Source organism: Dactylosporangium sp. NPDC049140 (assembly GCF_040648435.1).
The window spans coordinates 55764-70661 of record NZ_JBEZDS010000055.1; the positions used below are offsets into that span (position 1 = coordinate 55764).

Consider the following 14898-nt stretch of genomic DNA (forward strand, 5'->3'; position numbering starts at 1 on the left):
CGACCCCCCTCAGTCGAGACAGAACTCGTTGCCCTCCACGTCCTGCATCGCGAGGCAGGACTCGTTGTACTCGTCGGCCTTCAGCAGGTACATGCGCACCGCGCCGAGCTGGACCAGCCGCGCGCATTCGGCCTCGAGCGCGGCCACCCGCTCCGCGCCGACGAGCCCGGTGCCGGCGCGCACGTCGAGGTGGACCCGGTTCTTGACGACCTTGCCCTCGGGAACCCGCTGGAAGAACAGCCGCGGGCCGGCCCCGGTGGGGTCCATGCAGGCGAACGCCGCACCCTGGCGCTCGGGCGGCAGCGAGCGGTCGTAGTCGCCCCAGGAGCCAAACCCCTCCGGCGGAGGCGGTACGACGTAGCCGAGCACCTCGCACCAGAAACGGGCGACGCGCTCGGGATCCGCGCAGTCGAATGTGACCTGAACCTGTTTGACCGACGCCATCGGTCCACCCTACGCGACCGGTTCGCGCACCAGGTACACGTCGATCGGGTCCTCGGTCTCGAGCGTGAACCCGTGCCGCTCGTACAGCCGCCGGGCCGGGCTGCCCCGCAGCACGTTCAGGCGCACCCGGGTGCCGTCGCGGTCGCAGCGTCGCAGGAGGTCGCGCAGCACGGACGTGCCGATGCCGCGGCCCTGGACCTGCGGGGCCAGGTAGAAGTGCTCCAGCCAGACGGCGTCGCCGGACGGGCGCAGCGACACGCAGCCGGCGAACGCGCCCCCCACCTCGATGATCCAGGTGTGCGCCGGCGTGAAGGCGTCCCGCAGGCGCTGGCGGACGCGCTGCTCGTCGTACCGTCCCAGCCGTTCCAGGTCTGTGCGCAGCACCACGGCCCGCAGCTCGGCGACGGCCTCCACGTCCGGCGGGGCGGCCGGCCGCAGCGCCACCCGCGGGCCGGCGGCCGCGGTGACGAGGTTGTGGTCGGAGAGGCCGCCGGCGTCCTCGACGGCCGCGGTGCTCACCTCGATGCCGAAGGCGATCACGTGGTCGATGTGCGGCGTGCGCGCGCCCGGGCGGGTCGGCCGCGCGTCGCCGGGCAGGCCGGCGATGACGAACCCGGGGCCGAGCGCGGCGGCGACGGTGGCGCGGCCGGCGTTGAAGTCGCCGAGGAGCAGTGCGGGGCCGCCGGTACCGCGGGCCACCTCCGCGAGCCGCGCCAGCTGGGCGGTGCGCGCGGCGCCGAAGCCGACGTGCGTGGAGACGACCAGCGCGGCATCCGTCCGCACGGCGAGGTACCCCTTGCCGGGGTCGCCGTCGAACGCCTGCCCGGCCACCGTCCGGCCGTGCGCGAGCACCACGAGATGCTCGGTGACGTCGCGGAGCCCGGGCTCGCCGCGGCGGATCGCCGGGACGCGCGGGTACCGCAGGGCGTGGACCGTGCCGTCGGGCAGCGCGGCCCGGAGGCTCGCCAGCTGGTCGCCGCTCACCTCCTGCAGGGCGATCACGTCCTCGGCGCGCGCGGCCAGCTTCGCGGTGACGGCGGCGATGCGCCGCGACTCGTCGGGCCAGCGCGCGGCGACCTCCTCGGCATAGTTCTCGGCGTGCACCCGGTGCAGCACGTTCCAGCTCGCCACGGTGATCATGAGGGCTCCAGCAGGCGGATCAGCGTGCGGCGCAGGTGTTCGAGGTCGTCGCGGCCGACGGCGACGGCCCAGTCCTGCTCGACCGTGCGGCCGGCGGCGAGCGACGCCGGCCCCAGGGCGCGACCCTTGTCGGTGAGGAAGACCAGGCTCGCGCGGCCATCGGCCGGGTCGGGGCGGCGGGTCACGTAGCCGGAGGCGGTCAGCAGGTCGACCGAGTGCGCCATGGTCTGCTTGCGCACCTTGGCGAGCCGCGCCAGCTCGCCGATCTGGATGCCCCCGGCCGGCACGAACGGGATGACGTTGGCGTGGGCCGGGGTGATCCCGCCGACGCCCCGGGCCTGAAGGGCGCCATCCATATCGGTACCCCACTGCTGCGCGGCGAGGCGCAGCAGCAGCCCGACGAGGGGCGGCTCGTCGTTCGACAGCATTGACAGTCTCCTGTCTTCTTTCTATGTTGGACAGGCGCCTGTCTAATATAGGAGGACGATCATGACGTCATCAACCCGGCTCCCGTTCGGTACCGCCCTCGCGCTCGCCCAGCGCACCCTCGCCGCCCCGCTCACGGCGGTGCTGCAGGCCGAGCGGGTCAGCGCGCCGGAGTGGTTCGCGCTCAACGCGCTCGGCCTGCGCGGCCCGAGCCCCGTCGCGGCCCTGGCCGCCCTGCTCGCGACCAACGGCCTCGACGCCGCGGCCGTCGACGGGCTCCTCGCCGGCCTGGCCCGGTCCGGCACCGTCGAGCTCCACGACGGCGCGGCGGGCCTGACCCCGGCGGGCACCGCCCGGTACGCCGAGCTGCGCGACCGTATCGGCGCGGTGACGACGCGCATCTTCGCGCAGTTCGACCCCGACCGCGTGGAGACGGCCCGGGGCCTGCTCGAGGAGATCGCCGCCCTGGACCCGGACGAGCTCACCCACCGGACCGTGGCGCGGTGAGGCGCTTCTCGAACCAGTGGTGGGCGTACGGCTCGGCGTTGAAGGGGGCCACCTCCTCGAAGCCCGCGCTGCGGTACAAGGCGATCGCCTCGGTCAAGGAGGCGTTCGTCTCCAGGCGCAGCGCCCGCGCGCCGGCCGTGGCCGCCGTCGTCTCCAGCTCGCTCAGCAGGCGGCGGCCCAGGCCCAGGCCGCGCGCGGCGGGGGAGACCCACATGCGTTTCACCTCCGCGGGCGCGTCGCCGTGGAACTTGAGGGCGCCGCAGCCGACCGGCTCGTGGTGCAGGGTCGCCACGAGCAGGACGCCCGCGGGCGGGGTCAGCTCCTCGTCGGCCGCGGAGATGCTCAGCGCCGGGTCGAAGCCGGCGTCGAAGCGGCGGCCGAGCTCCTCGTAGTACGCGGCGATGCAGTGCCGGGCGTGCGGGTGGCGCGGGTCGAGCGCGGCGACCTCGATCGCCGAGGCGGACAGGAGGCGCTCGACCTCGGCCATCGCCGCGACGAGGCGGTCGCGCTGGCCGTCGGCGAGCGGGCGCAGGATCGCGGTGGCCTGCTCGTCGGAGAGCCGGTCGAGCTCGGCGCGCTCCGCCCGCCCGGCCTCGGTCAGCCGTACCGTGCGCACGCGCCCGTCGGCCGGGCTCGCCTCCACGGTGACGAGCCCGTCGGCCTCCAGCGCCCGCAGCAGCCGGCTCAGGTAGCCCGAGTCGAGGTCGAGCCGGGCGCGCAGCGAGCGCAGGTCGCAGCCGTCGGGGCCGGCCTCCCACAGCAGCCGCGCCTGGCCGAGCGGGCGGGCGCGGGCCAGGAAGGCGTCGTCGAGCGCGCCGATGCGCTGGGTGACGGTGCGGTTGAAGCGGCGTACCCGCCTGACCAGGCTCGCGTCCATTCTCTGACTTTAGTCAGAGAACCCGCCGAGGGGAAAGGCCGTCGGGTAAGCGATCGAAGCGTACCGAAAACGAAGGGGGCCGTTGCCGCGCCGCGAGCCGCCGCCGGATAATTCGGCGCCATGCGTGTGCTGTTCACCGCAGTGCCGATCCACGGGCACCTCCTGCCGCTGATCCCGCTCGCCGAGGCCGTCACGGCCGCCGGGGACGAGGCCGCGTTCGCCGTGCCGGAGGCGCTGGGGGCGCTGGTCGGCCGGGTGCCGGTGCTGCCCGCCGGGCCCGGCATCGAGGAACTGCTCGCCGAGAACGACCGGCGCACCGGCGGCGCCGACATGGCCGACGGCGTCGAGCCGGTCGCCGAGCTGTTCGCGGGCACGCTTGTCGACCTGTCGTTCGACGCGGCCCTGCGGCGCGGGCGCGAGTTCGGCGCCGAGGTGGTGGTCGCCGACGAGTACGACCCGATCGGGCCGATGGTCGCGGCCACGCTCGGGCTTCCGCTGATCCGGCACGCCGTCGGCCTGCCCGTGTCGCCGCCGCCGCTCGGCCCGGCGATGGAGGCGCGCCTGGCCCCGCGGTACGCCGCGCGCGGGCTCCCGCGACCGGCCCGGCTGGCGCTCGTGGACCTCTGGCCGCCGGTACTGCAGGCCCCGCACTGGACGCCGCCGGCCGACCGGCTGCCGATCCGGCCCCGCCTCTACACCGGCGCCGGGCCGGTGCCACCACCACCGCCGCCGCCGGGGCCCGGGCCGCGGGTCGTCGTCACGCTGGGCACGGTGCTGCTGGACGCCGGGCCGCTCGACGCCCTCGTCGACGCGGTGGCCGCACTGGACACAGTGGACGTTCTGGCGACGGTACCCGACGGGCTCCCCCGCCCGCTCACCGATCCGCGGGCGAATGTGTGGTTCGTTGGCTTCGTACCGATGGCGCAGCTGCTCGGCGCGGGCGTCTCCGTGGTCCTCGCCGCCGGTGGGGCCGGGACGGTGCTCGCCGCGCTGACCCGGGGCATCCCGCTGGTGCTGTGGCCGAAGGGCGCCGAGAAGCCGCAGAACGCCGAGCGGGTGGCGGCGGCCGGGGCCGGCATCGTCATCGACGACCCCGCCCGGGCGGCCGAGGCGGTGGCCAAGGTGCTGAGCGATCCGTCGTACCGCGCCGGCGCCGAACGCGTCGCCGAGCAGATCCGCCGTGCCCCGGACGCGGACGCGGTCTGGGCCGCGCTGAGCGCCCGAGTCCGCGCGCGGTAAGGGGCCCATTGCGCGGCCTAACGTACGGGCCGCACAATCATCGCGTGCACGCCTACGCGGAACTGGTCGCCGCGTTCACCGACAGCCGTCTGCCCCTGCCCCCGGTACCCGGGCCGCTGCGCCCCCGGCTGCGCACCGTGCGCGACTGGTGCTGGTCGACCCGCGAGATCGACGGCTTCGCCATGTACATGTTCGAGCCCGGCTTCCCCGCCGACGTCCTCGCCGCCCGGGTGCCCGACTACGTGGCCGTGAGCCACGCCGGGCACGGCGTGAACTCGTACGCGATCAACTACCACCTGGTGTGCGGCCCGCTCGCGGTGCTGCTCCAGGTCGGCTGGGGCGGCATCTACACCGACAACGCCGCGGCCGCCCGGCGCCTGGAGGGGCTGTTCCGCCGCTGCGAGGACCTGCACGCCGCGGGCGCCACCGCGACCGGCGGCCGCGTGCTGTGCGTGTTCAGCCAGCTGCGCGGCGTCTCGGCGTGCGGCCGGGTGCCGCAGCCGCCGCACGGCGACGTCCACGCGTTCGTGACGGCGAACCGCACCGCCGGCGAGGAGGCCTTCGATGTGGCCGAACGCCTCCTCGGCGCGGGTTAGCGAGCCGCCGGTGGCGGGCTCGTGAGGTTGCGGGCGGCCTCGCTGAGCTGGCTCAGGGTCGGGTTCTCGCGAACCTGGCGGGCGTTGTCCACGATCTGCTCGTACTTCGCGCGGCCGGCACGGGTGCCGAGCACGTAGCCGACGGCAAGGCCCGCGGCGATGGGCAGCAGCTTCATCAGGGTCTCCTCAACACGGTTCGGGACGAAGTCAGCGGCGGCGGCCGCGCAGGGCGAGGACGGCGACCGCGCCCACGACAATGGTGACGCCGGCGGCCAGGACGAGGCGGGTGCGACGCGCCGGGAGCAGGGCATCGGCCGTCGCGCCGAGCGCCGCGCGGGTGCGGGCGGCCATGGCGTCGGCCGTCACCCCGATCGCCGCGCGCGTGCGGGCCTTCACGTCGGCCTTCGCCGCGAGGGCCTCGACCGTCTCGCCGAGCGCCGCGCGCGTGCGCACGATCTCGGCCCGTAGCGCCTCCGGGTCGTTGACCCGCCCGTCCGCCGTCACCCGGCTCAGCCCCTTCCGATCGCAGCCCGCGTTCGCCCGCCTGACAATCCCAAAACCTATCCGAGTTGTACCGCGAGTGCCGCCGCAAAACACGTGAAGGCCGCGATCGCGGCGGAGGAGCGCCACACGTCGATGCGCTGCCAGCGGGTGACTGTCGCGCGCCAGTCGGCGGGCGGGGCGTCGGCGCTCCAGGTGACGACCCGCATGTTGATCGGTACCGTGCCCAGGAACGAGAAGCCCAGGAACGCGGCGAGGGCCGCGACCCCCGCCCACCGCCACGCCGTCCCGGGCCCGTCGGTGAGCGCGAGCACCGCGACGCCCGCGGCGACGGCCGGCAGCATGACCGCCGGCACCACGATCCGCAGACGGCGCACGAGCGCCACCCGGGCCTGGATGTGCGCGCGGTCGTCGAGGCGGCGCAGGGCGGGCTGCACCCCGTACCGCACGATGAACTCCTCGCCGGCGAGCAATCCCGCCAGGATCAGGCCGAGCGCCTGCAACATCGCCATGGGACACACCTTCCTTCAGTCGCTGCAAGATTACGGTAACAGGATTTTTGCGGCGGCTGAAGTACCATGGCCGGATGAGCGACACGGCGGTCACCTGGCGGCCCTCCGGGTCCGCGGGGGATGAGCCCGGCGGCCTGCGGGAACGCAAGAAGCGGCAGATGCGGGCCCGGCTGTCGGCCACGGCCACCCGGATGTTCCTGGAGCGCGGCTTCGACGACGTGCGGGTCACCGAGATCGCCGAGGCGTGCGGGGTGTCGGAGCGCACGGTCTTCAACTACTTCCCGACCAAGGAGTCGCTGCTCCTGGACCGGTTCGACGACACGCTCACCGCCCTGCGCACGGCCCTGGCCGACCCGGCGTCCGGCCCCCTGCCGGCCGCGCTCGGCGTCCTCGACACCGAGACCCGAGGCCTACAGGCCTGGCTGGCGCAGCAGCCGGACCCGGCGGCCGCGAGCGCCACGCTGCGCCGCTTCCGGGAGCTCAGCATCAGCACCGCGGAGCTGCGCGCACACCAGCACGACATGACCGACCGGCTGACCACCACTGTCGCGCGGCTGCTGGCCGACCGGGCCGGGGTCACGGCGCCCGAGGCGCACATCGCGGCCGTGGCGCTGGTGGGGCTCTGGCGGGTGCAGGGCGCGAGCCTCCAGCGGCATCTCGGCGAGCACCACCCGCCGGAGCAGCTCGGCGTGCTGGTCTCCGCGGACGTGCGCCTCGCGGCCGCTCTCATCGAGCCGATGTTCCGCCGTTTCGGGTAGAACTGGACCATGACGACTGCCGCCGCGATGCGTGACGAGGCCACCCGGCTGCTGCGGGCCGCGCCCGGGGAGGTGCGCGTGCCGTTCGCCGATGCGGCGAAGCGGCGCTGGATCGAGTACCGCCCGCAGCCCCGCCCCGGCATCTCCCTCGGCGAGCTCGGCCCGGACGGGCGCAAGGCCGCGCACCGGCTGCTCGCCACCGCGCTGCGCCCGCACGCGTTCGCCCAGGCGATGGGGATCGTCGCGCTGGAGGAGGTGCTCGACCGCAAGGAGGGCTACGGCCGCGGCCGGCACAGCGACGACTACCGCGTCATCGTCTTCGGCGACCCGGCCCCGGCCGGCCGCTGGGGCTGGCGCTTCGAGGGCCATCACCTCTCGGTCACCATGACCCTCGACGGCGACACGGTCTCGCCGACGCCGGTGTTCCTCGGGGCCAACCCGCACGCCACGTCGTACCGCGGCCGCCCGGTGCTGCGGCCCCTGGGCCCCGAGCAGGACCTCGCGTTCGAGCTGCTCGACGAGCTGCCGGAGGCGCTGCTGCCGCACGTGCTGCGCCGGGCCGAGGCGCCCGCCGACATCTACAGCGGCCCGCACGCCGACGTGGTCGCGCCCCCGCCGGGCGTCCCCGCGGCCGAGCTGCCCCCGGCCGCGCGGGCGCGGCTGGACGACCTCGTCACCCTGTACCTGGACCGCCTCGAGGTACCGCTGCCCGTCGACCGCGACGCGCTCACCTTCACGTGGGAGGGGCCGCCCGAGCGCGGCGGGCGCCACTACTACCGGGTGCAGGGGCCCGACCTGCTGATCGAGTACGACAACACCACCGCCGACGGCAACCACGCCCACACGGTGCTGCGCCGCCCCGACTCCGACTTCGGCGGCGACATCCTGAGCGAGCACCGGGCCGCCCACCCGCACCCGTCCGGGCGATGACTTTGTTCGATCGGCGCCAACCGGGGTAGGCGCCCGGCATGAACGAGGTCGAAAAGCTGCTCGACACCGTGTACACCGGCAACGAGCGGGTCACCCGCGAGGAGATCCGCCGCCACGCGGTCGCCGCCGAGGCCCCGGCGAACGTCGTCGACGCCGTCGATGCGCTGCCCGAGGGGGAGTACGCGTACGACGAGGCGGGCGAGGCCCTCGCCCAGCTGCGTTCGGGCACCGGCGGCGGCACCTCCCTCACCGGCGGGGTGCCGCCCGAGAACCTCGACGACTCCGACCTGTCGCGGGAGCTGCGCCGCCTGCACGAGACCCGCGACGAAACGTTCCGCCACGGCCCCCCGCAGGCCCTGGCCAACCACGACGCGCGCTCCGCGGACCTGGAGGCCGAGTACCTGCGCCGCTTCCCCGACCGCGCCGTCGACCCGCACCGGTTGCGCCCCGGAAGATCGCCGGGCTGAGCCGGGGCCGCCGCGAGCCGATCGCCGGGTTGGCGCGCCCGGGGTGGGATATCGGGTGATCGACCGGCCGTTCGGGCCGGAACTCCGCCGACACGAGGAGCCTTGCGATGGCGCTCAGCGCTAGGAGGCGATGACGTTGCGAGTGGCCGGGGCATCGGGCAACGCCGGCACCGCACTGCTGCGCCGCCTGCGCGCCGGCGGCGGCCACCGCATCGGCGGGCTGCTGCGGGGCCGGCTCCCCGGAACGGGCAACCCTTACTGAGTCAAGCCCTTCGGGGGGACCGCACCAGCCCGCCCGGAGCCGGCCCTGACGGCCTCAGGAGCCCAGCGTCAGTACCACCTTGATGTCGTCGGGCCGCGACTCGAGGGCCTCGGCGAAGCGCTCCAGCGGCACGCGCCGGGTGATCAGGCTCGCCAGCCACGCCGGGTCGGCGGCCGCCAGGGCCTGTGCGGCGGCGGCGTAGTGGCGCGGGTTGGCGTTGACCGAGCCGACCACGACGTCGTTCTCCAGGACCATGCTGCGGTTGGCCTGGCCGAGGTCGACGGAGATCGTCCGCCCGGCCGGGGAGACGCCGGTCAGGCACGTCACGCCGTAGGCCCCGGTGCCGGCGATGGCGTCGAAGACGACCGACGGCGCGCCGGTGGCCTCGATGATCACGTCGGGCCGCAGCCGCTCGGCGGTCTCGGCGACGCCGGCGCTGTGGTACGTCGCGCCGAGCGCTTCGGCCGCCCGCGCCTTCGGACCCTTCCCGGTGCGGTCCAGCACATGCACGTCGAGCCCGCGCTGCACCCCGAGCAGCGCCGCGAGCAGCCCGATCGGCCCGGCCCCGGTGACCAGCACCCGCTCCGGCGCGAAGTACGACCGCGCGCCGACCCGCTCCACCTGGTCCCAGGCCTTGGCCACGACCGACGTGGGCTCGAGCAGCACCCCGGTCTCGGCCAGCCCCGCGCCCAGCTTGATCGCAAAGTCCGGCTCGACGCTCCAGATTTCGCAGCCGTACCCGTCCAGCTGCTTGATGCCCCGCTCCGTGTACTCCCCGTTGCGGCACATGTCGAACTCCCCGTGCGCGCAGGCCGCGCACGGGCGCGGGTCGGGCCGGCGCACGATGCCGACGACGAGGTCCCCGGCCGCGAAGCCGGAGCCGCCCGGCGCCGAGCGGACCCGCCCGAGGGACTCGTGCCCGAGCACCAGGCGCTCGGCGCCGGGCGGGGCCCAGCCGTACTCGCCGGCGGCGATCTCCCGGTCGGTCCCGCACACGCCGAGCGCCAGGCCCTCGACGAGCAGCCGGTCGTCGCCGGCGTCCGGCTCGGGCACGTCGCGGACCTCGGCCGAGCCGGACTTCAGCGGAACGACGGTCAATGCACGCATGCGGCCCTCGTACCCATGCGGCCCGGCAGCCAAGCGCGGGTTCGCGGCCCCCGGGCGAGCGCACCGGTCAGGCGCGGCGTTCCCGGCCCCGGGCGAGTGCACCGGTCAGGAGGCCGCGCGCAGGCGGGGCGGCAGGCGCCACGCGAGGGCGCACCCGGCGGCGACGATGACCAGGCCGAGCGGCGCCCCGCACACCGGCCCCGGGAACATGCCGGCGCCGGGCATCCGCGCGGCGAGCGCGGCCCCGTAGCCGGCGGCGGCCGTGAGGATCAGGACGGTACCGACGCCGGAGACGGAACGCGGGCGCCGCAGGAGGCCGGTGACCAGCACGGCCACCCCGGCGAGCGCGGCCGCGGGCCAGACCGGGTCGAACGGCGCCGGGTCGGTGCTCAGGCGCGGCACCGGCTGGTAGAAGCAGCACCCCTCGCCCGAGTCCGGCGCGCCGAGCCGGTGCCAGGCGTCGGCGGCGTCGCGGTACAGCAGCCCGTCCCGGCCGTCGGCGACGAACACCACGTGCCCGCCCGCGACCGCGTGCACGACGATCGAGCGGCTCGCGAGGTGCTCGGCCGGGTCGCCGAGCCCGGGATAGGCGGCGGCGAGCGCGTCGTACGCGGCGCCGCGGACCTCCCACACGGTCGTGTACTCCCCGCTGCCCCCGTCGTCGCTGCGCTGCACCCGCAGCTCGCCGCGCCGGACCCGGTAACAGGCCCGGGCCGCGCAGCCCTGCTCCACCGGTCCACTGTGGATCTGCTGGGCGTCGGCCGTGTCGGTGGCCGCGCCGGTGTCGTCGACGACCCACCACGCGGCCTCGTACCCGGCCCGCTCGGTGCGCACGAGCACGGTGCCGGGCCGGGCGCCCTCGACGACCTCGGTGACCTCACCGATCGCGCGCAGATTCTGCCGCCGCAGCTGGGCGACGAACCCGGTCAGCCCGGCACATGCCAGCACCACGGCGGCCAGGACGGCCGCGACGATCCCCTGCGCACGCATGGCACCACGATCGCAGATGCGCGCCAGAAGGAGTTCGGGGCGGCGGACCGGGCAGATCCGCCGCACCCGTCTTCGATCCCACCCGCGGTTCGCAGTCGATAAGGCAGTACGAATGCGGGGGTTTCACCCGGCGTTTCGTCGCGCCGGCCTGGAATTTGCATTCCCATCCGTCAGTGAAGCGAAACCCGCCCCGCGAGGAATAGGTTCGAACGCATGGATGTCACCGAGCTGCTGCCCTCGCGGCTGTACGTGCTGGGCTTCCCCGTCGGCCAGGTCTACCTCTGGCGCGGCGACGACGGGCTCACGCTCGTCGACACCGGCCTGCCCGGCTCCGCGCCCGCCATCGCCGCGGCGCTGCGCGGTCTCGGGCACCGGCCCGGCGACGTGCGGCGGGTCCTGCTCACGCACCACCACGTCGACCACGCCGGGTCGGCGGCCGAGATCGCCGGCTGGGGCGAGGTCACCGTCCACGCGCACGCCGCCGACGCGCCGGTCGTGCGCGGTGCGGCGAGCGGGGCGCCGATCCGGTTCACGGGCGACTGGGAGCGGGCGCTGTACGAGCAGGTGCACGCCGACCTGCCGGACGTGCCCGCGCCGCCCGTCGAGGTCGCGCGGGAGCTCGGCGACGGGGACGTGATCGACCTCGGCGGGGAGGAGGCCGTCGCGCTCGCGGCGCCCGGGCACACGGCCGGCAGCGTCGCGTTCCATCTGCCCGGCGCGCGCGTGCTGTTCACCGGGGACACGATCGCGCGGGCGCCCGGCGGTGAGGTGATGCCCGGGGTGTTCAACGCCGACCCGGCCGCCGCCGCGGTTTCGATGCGTCGTCAGCTGGAGCTGGACGTGCGGGTCACCTGCTTCGGGCACGGGGCGCCGCTCGTCACCTGATGCCCGTCTGGGCCGGGTCCTGCGGGGCCGCGTCGATGTCCTGGGTCGTGCGCCGCAGGATCTCCTCGACCTGGGCACGGGTCAGGGCGTCCGGGGCGTGCCACAGGTCGCCGGCACCACCGTGCGCGTCGGCGCGAGCGTCGGGCTGGCCACCGCGGCCGGGCCGGGTGACGGCGAGCGGCTGCTGCGCGAGGCCGACGAGGCGATGTACCGGGTGAAGCAGTCCACCAAGGGTGGCTTCGCCGTGTCCGGCGTCATGACCGCCCGGTAACGTTCGCGCACCCGGCGCACAGCGGGCTCTCAGCTTTCCGACGCACCCTTGCACCACGCACCCGTTCGGCTACGGAGGTCAACAGTGGGTCTCGTCCTCGGCATCGTGAGCCTGGCGTTGCTGGTGTTCCAGCTGCTGCTCATCGCCCGCGCCCTGCTCGACTGGAGCGTGATGCTGGCCGGCCCGTCGGCGCCCGGCGGCGTCCGGTCGAAGCTGATCGGCGGCGTGTGGCGCGTCACCGAGCCCGTCCTCGCCCCGGTCCGCCGGGCCCTGCCCCCGCTGCGCCTCGGCGGCGTGGGCATCGACCTGGCGTTCATCGTGGTCTTCCTGGGCATCATCCTGCTGCGCGCGATCCTCGGCTGGCTCTACTAGGCCGGTTCGGGCACGCCGCCGTCCGGGGGCGGGTCGTTGTCGCCCGGCATCGGCTCGACCGGGGCCGGGGGCAGCGTTTCGGGAGTGTCCGGCAGCAGCTCGCCTGGGTTGTCGGGGACCGGCTCGCGCGGGTCGATCGGCGGGTACTGCTCGGGGTCGAGCTGCAGTTCGGTCATGATCCCGAGTATGCCGCCCGGGGCCGCCGCGCGCCTGTCGTGACGCGGCGGCCCCGGGCGCACCCGTCAGCAGGCGCCGTTGTCCGTCCACACGCCTTGGCTGTTGTTGCCGGGGACGTCGCCCTGGGTCCACCACTTGGCGGTCCACTTGTGCCCGCCGTAGCTCACCGACTGCCCGCCCGTGTAGGCGGTGCCGGAGTTCCACGCCGAGAGGCCCGCGCAGGTGCCGGTGCCGCCCGTTGGCGTCGGCGTGGTACCGCCGCACGCGCCGTTGTCCGTCCACACGCCCTGGCCGTTGTTGCCGGGGATGTCGCCCTGGGTCCACCACTTCGCGGTCCAGGTGTGGCCGTTGTACGACACGACCGCGCCGCCGTTGTAGGCGGTGGCCGCGTTCCAGGCCGCCGCGGAGCAGCCGGTGCCGCCGGTCGGGGTCGGCGACGGGCTCTTCGACGGCGAGACCGACGGGCTGGCCGACGGGCTCTTCGACACCGAGGCGGAGGCCGTCGGCGACGACGTCGAGCAGCCCGCGGTGGCGCCGTTCGTCGAGTTGACGACCGAGTTGAACAGGGTCGCCGCCGGGTCGAGGGCCTCCAGCGAGTACATCATCGCGCCGGCGAGTCCGTTGCAGTGCTGGTAGTCGGCGCGCAGCTGGATCGACGCCGGCGAGTCACCGCCCCAGAACGTGGTGCCGTCGTAGAAGTACGCCGCCTTCGTGGTGGGGTCGAGATAGGTGTACGACGGGTTGTCCACGAAGCCCGTGAGCTCCTTGTAGAACGACACGCCGGGCACGTTGCCCGACATCGCGTGCCCGGTGGCCGGGCCGGAGGCGGTCTGGTACAGCCCGTGGTTGGCGCCGGCCGGGACGCCGGTCCAGCCGCGGTAGTAGAACGGATAGCCCAGCGTCAGCTTGCTGGCCGGGAAACCGCCCGGGATGCCGTACGCCGGGTCGCCCGTCGTGTACGCCTTGACGGCGGCGTCGATCGAGTACTTCCCATTGCCCGGCGGCACCGGGGTGCTCGGGTCGCTGGGCGAGGCGTAGAGCGGGTCCTGCAGGTTCGTCGGGCCGGTCGCCTCCCAGCCGCCGTGCATGTCGTACGTCATGGCGTTGGCGTAGTCGAGGTACTGCCCGACCTTGTTCGTCTCGAGCATCGCGATCTTGTCCTGGCCGGCCGGCACCGCGGCGGTCAGCCACTTCTTGCCGCCGCCGAGCGCGTCGAGCTGGGCCCGGAACTCGGCCATGAGCAGCGTGTAGTTCTGTTTGTCGGCGGCCTTGTAGTGGTTGCCGGTGTGGCCGGGCGCGGCCGGGTACTCCCAGTCGATGTCGATCCCGTCGAAGACGCCCGCGCCGGAGCCGGCGCCGCCGAAGCCGTTGCGGACCGGCAGGTTGCCCTTGATGAACATGTCGATGCACGAGCTCACGAGCTGCTTGCGCGAGGCATCGGTGGAAGCGGCGTCGGAGAAGTACTTCGAGTAGGTCCAGCCCCCGATCGAGACCAGGATCTTCAGGTTCGGGTACTTGGCCTTGAGCTTCTTGAGCTGGTTGAAGTTGCCGACGAGGGGCTGGTTCCAGGTGTCGGCGACCCCGTCGACGCTGATGTCGGCGCCGTAGGACTTGCCGTAGTCGGCGAACGAGTCGCCCGCGTTGTCGCCGGCGTTGGGGTTGTTCTCGTCCTGCGAGGCCGCGGAGTCGTTCTCGAAGCAGCTCAGCGTGGTGGGGTTGATGTTCTCGAACGCGTACACGAGGTAGTCGAGCTTGCCGGCCATGCCGCTGGTGTCGAGGTTCTTGGGGTAGAAGCCGTTGGCGTAGATCCCCCACTGCGTGAAGTAGGCGAACTTGACGCCCCCGCTGGTCGTCGCCGCCTGGGCCGAAACCGTGTTCAGCGTGGCGGTGCTCCACGCGGCGGCGGCCGCGAGCACGGTGGCTGCGATGCCGACGATGAGCCTTCTCGGTCTGCGCATCTCTCGCTCCTCCTGTACCTCCCGTGTAAACAGTTAAGGTTGTTAACTGTTTCACGGGAGTTTATAGCGGTCGATGCTCGCGGACAAGAGCCGGATTGAACGGGTCCGATCCGGGGCATGCCCATCAGGAACGGATCATGCGACTGAGGAGGAGCGATGGCCGAGAACACCAAGCAGACCGGCGAACAGGCGGCCCACGCGGCGAGCGAGGTCCTGCGCGACCCGGACGCGACGAGCGCGGACAAGAAGGCCGCGGGCAGCGCGTTGTCGCAGAAGCCGTCGAAGCCCAAGCCCGACCGCTGACCCGGTGGCCGGCGCGGCTCAGTGCTCCGCGCTGTCCCCGGCGGCCGCCACGAACGCCCGCACCCGCGCGCCGGCCGGGGGCACCCCCCCGCCCGGGCGGGCGCGTGCCCGGGGGGGGGGGGGGGTGCGGGCCGGAGCGGGGCGGGGTGGAGGACGGGGTGGCCGCGGGGTCGGCG

General features: G+C 74.4%; 22 protein-coding genes. 11 read left to right on the plus strand and 11 right to left on the minus strand.

Translation table 11 applies throughout. The features are described 5' to 3' along the window. Nucleotides 1-9: 9 nt before the first annotated feature. From AB0B76_RS49335 to AB0B76_RS49345, 3 genes are read right to left on the minus strand one after another with little or no spacing between them, the layout of a single operon-like run. Nucleotides 10-444, minus strand: coding sequence for a VOC family protein (locus AB0B76_RS49335; protein WP_360390160.1), 435 nt, complete (start codon nt 442-444; stop codon nt 10-12). Nucleotides 445-453: 9 nt separating this feature from the next. Further along, on the minus strand, nt 454-1584 hold the full coding sequence (locus tag AB0B76_RS49340) for a GNAT family N-acetyltransferase (protein ID WP_360390163.1): 1131 nt from the start codon (nt 1582-1584) through the stop codon (nt 454-456). Continuing rightward, complete coding sequence (locus AB0B76_RS49345) at nt 1581-2012, minus strand: MarR family transcriptional regulator (protein WP_360390165.1); 432 nt, start codon at nt 2010-2012, stop codon at nt 1581-1583. The genes AB0B76_RS49340 and AB0B76_RS49345 overlap by 4 nt, the downstream gene beginning before the upstream one ends. A gap of 61 nt (nt 2013-2073) precedes the next feature. On the opposite strand from AB0B76_RS49345, the gene AB0B76_RS49350 reads away from it, so the two are divergent. Beyond that, nucleotides 2074-2517 (plus strand): hypothetical protein, encoded by a 444-nt coding sequence (locus AB0B76_RS49350; protein WP_360390168.1) that lies wholly within the window; start codon nt 2074-2076, stop codon nt 2515-2517. Here AB0B76_RS49350 and AB0B76_RS49355 read toward each other — a convergent pair. Further along, nucleotides 2492-3394: a MarR family winged helix-turn-helix transcriptional regulator gene (locus tag AB0B76_RS49355; protein WP_360390170.1), complete on the minus strand. Its 903-nt coding sequence runs from the start codon at nt 3392-3394 to the stop codon at nt 2492-2494. The genes AB0B76_RS49350 and AB0B76_RS49355 overlap by 26 nt on opposite strands. A gap of 120 nt (nt 3395-3514) precedes the next feature. Here AB0B76_RS49355 and AB0B76_RS49360 point away from each other — a divergent pair, with 120 nt between their 5' ends. Next, on the plus strand, nt 3515-4633 hold the full coding sequence (locus AB0B76_RS49360; RefSeq protein WP_360390173.1) for a glycosyltransferase: 1119 nt from the start codon (nt 3515-3517) through the stop codon (nt 4631-4633). A 44-nt stretch (nt 4634-4677) separates the two neighbouring features. Then, entirely contained in the window at nt 4678-5229 is a 552-nt protein-coding gene (locus AB0B76_RS49365; protein WP_360390175.1) for a hypothetical protein, read from the plus strand. Here AB0B76_RS49365 and AB0B76_RS49370 read toward each other — a convergent pair. From AB0B76_RS49370 to AB0B76_RS49380, 3 genes are read right to left on the minus strand one after another with little or no spacing between them, the layout of a single operon-like run. After that, a complete protein-coding gene (locus AB0B76_RS49370; protein WP_360390178.1) occupies nt 5226-5405 on the minus strand; it encodes a hypothetical protein in 180 nt (59 codons plus the stop codon). The genes AB0B76_RS49365 and AB0B76_RS49370 overlap by 4 nt on opposite strands. Before the next feature lie 31 nt (nt 5406-5436). After that, nucleotides 5437-5733, minus strand: coding sequence for a DUF3618 domain-containing protein (locus AB0B76_RS49375; protein WP_360390181.1), 297 nt, complete (start codon nt 5731-5733; stop codon nt 5437-5439). A gap of 56 nt (nt 5734-5789) precedes the next feature. Continuing rightward, entirely contained in the window at nt 5790-6242 is a 453-nt protein-coding gene (locus AB0B76_RS49380) for a DUF1772 domain-containing protein (RefSeq protein WP_360390184.1), read from the minus strand. Between the two features lie 74 nt (nt 6243-6316). On the opposite strand from AB0B76_RS49380, the gene AB0B76_RS49385 reads away from it, so the two are divergent. From AB0B76_RS49385 to AB0B76_RS49400, 4 genes are all read left to right on the plus strand, one after another. Then, nucleotides 6317-7000, plus strand: a complete 684-nt coding sequence (locus AB0B76_RS49385) for a TetR family transcriptional regulator (RefSeq protein ID WP_360390186.1) — start codon at nt 6317-6319, stop codon at nt 6998-7000. Between the two features lie 27 nt (nt 7001-7027). Next, nucleotides 7028-7930: a DUF3500 domain-containing protein gene (locus AB0B76_RS49390; protein ID WP_360390224.1), complete on the plus strand. Its 903-nt coding sequence runs from the start codon at nt 7028-7030 to the stop codon at nt 7928-7930. A gap of 38 nt (nt 7931-7968) precedes the next feature. Further along, complete coding sequence (locus tag AB0B76_RS49395) at nt 7969-8397, plus strand: DUF6158 family protein (protein WP_360390189.1); 429 nt, start codon at nt 7969-7971, stop codon at nt 8395-8397. Nucleotides 8398-8527: 130 nt separating this feature from the next. Then, complete coding sequence (locus tag AB0B76_RS49400) at nt 8528-8659, plus strand: hypothetical protein (protein WP_360390191.1); 132 nt, start codon at nt 8528-8530, stop codon at nt 8657-8659. 54 nt (nt 8660-8713) lie between these two features. On the opposite strand, the gene AB0B76_RS49405 is transcribed toward AB0B76_RS49400, so the two are convergent. After that, entirely contained in the window at nt 8714-9766 is a 1053-nt protein-coding gene (locus tag AB0B76_RS49405) for a glucose 1-dehydrogenase (protein ID WP_360390194.1), read from the minus strand. Nucleotides 9767-9871: 105 nt separating this feature from the next. After that, on the minus strand, nt 9872-10756 hold the full coding sequence (locus AB0B76_RS49410) for a hypothetical protein (protein ID WP_360390197.1): 885 nt from the start codon (nt 10754-10756) through the stop codon (nt 9872-9874). A 213-nt stretch (nt 10757-10969) separates the two neighbouring features. Here AB0B76_RS49410 and AB0B76_RS49415 point away from each other — a divergent pair, with 213 nt between their 5' ends. The 3 genes from AB0B76_RS49415 to AB0B76_RS49425 all read left to right on the plus strand — a co-directional run bounded on the left by AB0B76_RS49415 (nt 10970) and on the right by AB0B76_RS49425 (nt 12284). Further along, nucleotides 10970-11641, plus strand: coding sequence for an MBL fold metallo-hydrolase (locus AB0B76_RS49415; RefSeq protein WP_360390200.1), 672 nt, complete (start codon nt 10970-10972; stop codon nt 11639-11641). A 97-nt stretch (nt 11642-11738) separates the two neighbouring features. Then, on the plus strand, nt 11739-11912 hold the full coding sequence (locus tag AB0B76_RS49420; RefSeq protein ID WP_360390203.1) for a hypothetical protein: 174 nt from the start codon (nt 11739-11741) through the stop codon (nt 11910-11912). Nucleotides 11913-11996: 84 nt separating this feature from the next. Continuing rightward, nucleotides 11997-12284: a YggT family protein gene (locus tag AB0B76_RS49425; RefSeq protein ID WP_360390206.1), complete on the plus strand. Its 288-nt coding sequence runs from the start codon at nt 11997-11999 to the stop codon at nt 12282-12284. Here AB0B76_RS49425 and AB0B76_RS49430 read toward each other — a convergent pair. Both AB0B76_RS49430 and AB0B76_RS49435 read right to left on the minus strand, forming a co-directional pair. Next, entirely contained in the window at nt 12281-12460 is a 180-nt protein-coding gene (locus tag AB0B76_RS49430) for a hypothetical protein (protein ID WP_360390209.1), read from the minus strand. The genes AB0B76_RS49425 and AB0B76_RS49430 overlap by 4 nt on opposite strands. A 66-nt stretch (nt 12461-12526) precedes the next feature. Continuing rightward, nucleotides 12527-14419, minus strand: a complete 1893-nt coding sequence (locus AB0B76_RS49435; RefSeq protein ID WP_360390212.1) for a glycosyl hydrolase family 18 protein — start codon at nt 14417-14419, stop codon at nt 12527-12529. A gap of 156 nt (nt 14420-14575) precedes the next feature. Between AB0B76_RS49435 and AB0B76_RS49440 the strand changes: the two genes are divergently transcribed. Then, nucleotides 14576-14722: a hypothetical protein gene (locus AB0B76_RS49440; RefSeq protein ID WP_360390215.1), complete on the plus strand. Its 147-nt coding sequence runs from the start codon at nt 14576-14578 to the stop codon at nt 14720-14722. Nucleotides 14723-14898: the final 176 nt, after the last annotated feature.

Coding starts and splice junctions, on each gene's coding strand:
- AB0B76_RS49340 (WP_360390163.1), bottom strand. CDS start 1,584: ATGATCACCGTGGCGAGCTGGAACGTGCTGCACCGGGTGCACGCCGAG.
- AB0B76_RS49390 (WP_360390224.1), top strand. CDS start 7,028: ATGCGTGACGAGGCCACCCGGCTGCTGCGGGCCGCGCCCGGGGAGGTG.
- AB0B76_RS49335 (WP_360390160.1), bottom strand. CDS start 444: ATGGCGTCGGTCAAACAGGTTCAGGTCACATTCGACTGCGCGGATCCC.
- AB0B76_RS49440 (WP_360390215.1), top strand. CDS start 14,576: ATGGCCGAGAACACCAAGCAGACCGGCGAACAGGCGGCCCACGCGGCG.
- AB0B76_RS49415 (WP_360390200.1), top strand. CDS start 10,970: ATGGATGTCACCGAGCTGCTGCCCTCGCGGCTGTACGTGCTGGGCTTC.
- AB0B76_RS49405 (WP_360390194.1), bottom strand. CDS start 9,766: ATGCGTGCATTGACCGTCGTTCCGCTGAAGTCCGGCTCGGCCGAGGTC.
- AB0B76_RS49385 (WP_360390186.1), top strand. CDS start 6,317: ATGAGCGACACGGCGGTCACCTGGCGGCCCTCCGGGTCCGCGGGGGAT.
- AB0B76_RS49410 (WP_360390197.1), bottom strand. CDS start 10,756: ATGCGTGCGCAGGGGATCGTCGCGGCCGTCCTGGCCGCCGTGGTGCTG.
- AB0B76_RS49345 (WP_360390165.1), bottom strand. CDS start 2,012: ATGCTGTCGAACGACGAGCCGCCCCTCGTCGGGCTGCTGCTGCGCCTC.
- AB0B76_RS49430 (WP_360390209.1), bottom strand. CDS start 12,460: ATGACCGAACTGCAGCTCGACCCCGAGCAGTACCCGCCGATCGACCCG.
- AB0B76_RS49370 (WP_360390178.1), bottom strand. CDS start 5,405: ATGAAGCTGCTGCCCATCGCCGCGGGCCTTGCCGTCGGCTACGTGCTC.
- AB0B76_RS49360 (WP_360390173.1), top strand. CDS start 3,515: ATGCGTGTGCTGTTCACCGCAGTGCCGATCCACGGGCACCTCCTGCCG.
- AB0B76_RS49395 (WP_360390189.1), top strand. CDS start 7,969: ATGAACGAGGTCGAAAAGCTGCTCGACACCGTGTACACCGGCAACGAG.
- AB0B76_RS49400 (WP_360390191.1), top strand. CDS start 8,528: ATGACGTTGCGAGTGGCCGGGGCATCGGGCAACGCCGGCACCGCACTG.
- AB0B76_RS49355 (WP_360390170.1), bottom strand. CDS start 3,394: ATGGACGCGAGCCTGGTCAGGCGGGTACGCCGCTTCAACCGCACCGTC.
- AB0B76_RS49350 (WP_360390168.1), top strand. CDS start 2,074: ATGACGTCATCAACCCGGCTCCCGTTCGGTACCGCCCTCGCGCTCGCC.
- AB0B76_RS49380 (WP_360390184.1), bottom strand. CDS start 6,242: ATGGCGATGTTGCAGGCGCTCGGCCTGATCCTGGCGGGATTGCTCGCC.
- AB0B76_RS49435 (WP_360390212.1), bottom strand. CDS start 14,419: ATGCGCAGACCGAGAAGGCTCATCGTCGGCATCGCAGCCACCGTGCTC.